1 protein-coding gene is annotated in these 4572 nt (G+C 72.4%); it reads left to right on the forward strand.

Annotated features, from left to right (window positions below; genetic code table 11):
* Positions 1-16: 16 nt before the first annotated feature.
* On the forward strand, positions 17-4572 hold a 4556-nt coding region (locus ACWEFL_RS36025), incomplete at its 3' end, for an amino acid adenylation domain-containing protein (protein WP_451721325.1).

Consider the following 4572-nt stretch of genomic DNA (forward strand, 5'->3'; position numbering starts at 1 on the left):
CCGGTTGGTGTTGGTGGTGCATCACCTGGTGGTGGACGGGGTGTCGTGGCGGATCCTGCTGCCGGACCTGCAGGCCGCCTGCGAGGCCGTAGCCGAGGGCCGGTCGCCTCAACTCGACCCGGTGGCAACGTCGTTCAAGAGGTGGGCCGACCTGCTGACCGCCGAGGCCGCCCAGGACAACCGAGCCGCAGAGTTGGACGCCTGGGCAGAACTGTCGCGGGTGCCCGATGTCCTGCTGGGGGAGCGGAGGCTTGACCCGGCGGTGGACACGGCCGGGACCATGACGCACCGGTCCTGGACCGTCCCGGCGCAGGACGCGGCCCAGTTGGTGAATGCGGCGCCCTCGCTCTTCCACTGTGGTGTGCATGAGGTGCTGTTGGCGGGGCTGGCGGGGGCGGTGGCGCGCCGGCGGCCGGAGACCGCGAGCGGCGTGCTGGTCGATGTCGAGGGGCATGGTCGTGAACCTGTCGCCGGTGCGGATCTGTCGCGCACGGTCGGCTGGTTCACCAGCAGCCATCCGGTACGGCTGGACGTCACCGGCGTAGACCTGGAAGAGGTGCTGCGGGGCGGACCGGCGGCCGGTGCGCTGCTGAAGGTGGTCAAGGAACAGGTGCGGTCCGTGCCCGGCGGCGACGGCCTGGGCTACGGGCTGCTGCGGTACCTCAACCCGCGGACGAGCCCGGCTCTGTCCGAACTGCCCGCCGCGCAGATCGGCTTCAACTACCTGGGCCGCTTCACCACAGGCGGTCGCCGGTCGACCACCGCCGTGGATGCCTGGCAGCTGACCGGCCAGACCGCGATCGGCGGCTCGATCCCACCGCAGACACCCGCCCTGCACACCCTCGAAGCCGCCGCGACCGTCCAGGACCGCCCCGACGGACCGGAGTTGACCGTCACCCTCAGCTGGCCCGGCGGCCTGCTCGACGAGGCGGCGGCGCAGGAGCTGGGCCAGACATGGATGGACGTACTCGGCGCGCTGGCCGCGCACACGACCAACCCCGCCGCCGGCGGCCACACCCCGTCCGACTTCCCCCTCGTCCGCCTCAGCCGGGACAGCGTGGCGGAGCTGGAAGCCCGGGTGCCCGACCTGGCCGACGTCTGGCCACTGTCACCGCTGCACGAAGGCATGCTCTTCCACGCGGCCTTCGACGACGAGGGGCCGGACGTCTACCAGACGCAGCGCCTGCTGGCCCTCGACGGCCCACTCGACACGGCACGTCTGCGCGCGGCCTGGGAGGCGGTACTCGCCAGGCACCCGGCACTGCGGGCCGGCTTCCACGAGCAGGACTCCGGTGAGGCGGTCCAGGTCGTCGCGCGGCACGCGGAACTCCCGTGGCAGCAGGCCGACCTCTCCGGACTTCCGGAGTCCGAGGCCCTGGCGGAGGCCGAGCGGCTGGCCCGGAGCGACCTGGCGCGGCGCTTCGACCTGACGAAGCCGCCCCTGCTGCGCCTGCTGCTGGTCCGCCTGGGCGACAACCGGCACCGGCTCGCCCTCACCTGCCACCACATCCTGCTGGACGGCTGGTCGATGCCGATCGTCCTCAACGAGGTGTCCGCCGTCTACGCGGACGGCCGTGACGCCCCGACCCTGAAGCGCGTGGCCTCCTACCGGGACTACCTGGTGTGGCTCGGCCGCCAGGACAAGGAGGCCGCGCGCGCCGCCTGGCAGAAGGAGCTGGCCGGCGCGGACGAGCCGACACTGGTCGCCCCCGCTGCCGCCCCCGCCGTTGCGGCCGTGGGCAGTTGGCCGACGACGTCGGACGTGGTCTGGGAGGAGTGGTCCCTGGAACGGACCGCGGAGCTCGCCGAGTGGGCGCGCTCGCGTGGCCTGACGGTCAACACCGTGGTGCAGGGCGCCTGGGCGCTGGTGCTGGCGCGCCTCGCGGGCCGTACGGATGTCGTCTTCGGCGGCACCGTGGCGGGCCGGCCTGCCGAGCTGCCGGACGTCGAGTCGATGGTGGGCCTGTTCATCAACACCCTCCCCGTGCGCGTACGACTCGACGCCGACCAGCCGGTGGAGCGGCTGCTCACCGACCTCCAGGAACGGCAGGCCGCACTGATCGCCCATCAACACCTCGGTCTGCCCGGCATCCAGCAACTCGGCGGCCCCGGCGCGACGTTCGACACGATGCTGATGTTCGAGAACTACCCGCGCGGATCCGTCGCGCTCTCCGGTTCCGACCGGTCGGCCGACGACGTGACGATCACCCGGCTGCACACCGTGGCGGGCACGCATTATCCGCTGGCGTTGGGCGTCGTCCCCACCGACCGGCTCCGCGTGGTGGTGACGTACCGACCGGATCTCTTCGACCGGGAGCAGGCCGGCCTGATCGCCCGGCGTGTGGTGGGGGTGCTGGAGGAGATGCTGCGGAATCCGCTCGCGCCGGTGGGCCGGGTGGGTGTGCTGGGTGCGGCGGAGCGTGTGGCAGTGCTCGGCGGATCGAGTGCGGCGGTGAGTGGGGTCCTGAAGGGTTCCGTGCCGGAGCTGATTGAGGGGCGGGTGAGGGTGTCGGCGGGTGCGGTGGCGTTGGTGGAGGGTGATCGGTCGTTGTCGTATGGGGAGTTGTGGGCGGCGTCGGGTCGTGTGGCGTCGTTTCTCGCGGGTGCGGGTGTGCGGCGTGGTGATCGGGTCGCGGTGGTGATGGAGCGGTCCGTGGATCTGGTGGCGGTGCTGCTGGGGGTGTGGCGTGCGGGGGCGGCGTATGTCCCTGTGGATGCGGGGTCTCCGGCGGAGCGGGTGGCCCTGGTTCTGGCGGACTGTGCTCCGGTGGTGGTGGTGTGTGCGGAGGCGACGCGCGCGGTGGTGCCGGAGGGTGTCGGCGTGCGGGTCGTGGTGGTGGATGAGGCCGCTGTCGTGGGCGAGTTGGCCGTTTGCGGGGACGCGCCCGTGGTTCGGGTCGGTCCGGGTGATGTGGCGTATGTGATGTACACGTCTGGCTCGACGGGTGTGCCGAAGGGTGTGGCGGTGCCCCACGGCAGCGCGGCCGCGCTGGTCGGTGAGCGTGAGTGGCATGTGGGGCCGGGCGACACGGTGCTCATGTACGCGCCGCACGCCTTCGACGCGTCCATGTACGAGTTGTGGGTGCCGTTGGCCGCGGGTGGGCGCGTGGTGCTCGCCGAGCCCGGCATCCTCGACGGCCGCAGGATGCAGGCGTACGTGGCCGGTGGTGTGACGTCGGTGCATGTGACGGCGGGCCTGTTCCGGGCCCTGGCCGAGGAGGCGCCGGAGTGCTTCGCGGGCCTGCGCGAGGTGCTGAGCGGCGGTGACGTGGTGCCGGCCGCGTCGGCGGCCCGGGTGCGGGAGGTCTGCCCGGGCCTGGCGGTCCGCAACTGCTACGGGCCGACCGAGGTGACCATGTGCGTGACCTGGCACCAGGTGCGCCCCGACGAGCCGTTGGGCTCCGTGCTGCCCATCGGGGGGCCCATGCCGGGCCGCCGTACCTACGTACTGGATGCGTTCCTGCAACCGGTGCCGCCTGGCGTGACCGGTGAGCTCTACGCGGGCGGTGAGGGTCTGGCGCTGGGGTATTGGGGTCAGGCGGGTCTGTCGGCGGAGCGGTTCGTGGCGTGTCCGTTCGTGCCGGGTGAGCGGATGTACCGGACCGGCGATCTGGTGCGGTGGACCGATGACGGGGCGCTGGTCTTTGTCGGGCGTGCGGATGCGCAGGTGAAGATCCGTGGGTTCCGCGTGGAGCTGGGCGAGGTGGAGGCGGCGCTCGCCGCGCATCCGTCGGTGACCCAGGCCGTCGTGACGGCGATGGCCGATCACACGGGAGAGGTCCGCCTCACCGGATACGTCATTCCCGACGGCCCGAACGGCGTGGACTCCGACGATGTGCGCACGTACGCCGCCACCCGGCTGCCGGACTACATGGTCCCCACCGCCGTCCTCGCGCTCGACGCCCTCCCCGTCACCAGGAACGGCAAGCTCGACCGGGCGGCCCTGCCCGCACCGGAAGTCGCCGAGCGGACCACCGGACGCGAGCCGGAGACGGAGGCGGAGGCTATCCTCTGCCGGTTGGTCGCCGAGTTGCTGGGGTTGGAACGGGTCGGGGTCGAGGACAGCTTCTTCGAGCTGGGTGGCGACTCGATCATGTCGATGCAGTTGGTGGCACGGGCCCGGCGCGCGGGGCTGGCGCTGAAGGTGCAGGACGTCTTCGCCCAGACGACCCCTGCGGGGCTTGCCGCGGTGGCGGGAACGGCGAGCGGCGATGCTGTTGCGGCCGAGGCCGACTCGGGTGTGGGTGTGGTGCCGTGGACGCCGGTGATGCGGACGCTGGGGGAGCACGCCGCTGCGCCGGGGTTCGCGCAGTGGGCGGTGGTCGGGGCTCCGCCGGGGCTGGGGGTGGAGGTGCTGGGCGCTGGGCTGGGTGCGGTGCTGGACGCGCATGCGGTGTTGCGGGCGCGGGTGGGTGAGGCGTTCACGCTCCTGGTCGAGCCCGGTTCGGTGGACTTGGGTGCGCTGGTCACCCGCGTAGACGCGGTGACTGGTGATCTGGATGAGGTTGCGGGCCGGGTGGCGCGTGAGGCGGTGGGGCGGCTGGATCCTGCGTCCGGTGTGATGGTGCGGGC

It is taken from the genome of Streptomyces sp. NPDC004838 (genome assembly GCF_053600955.1).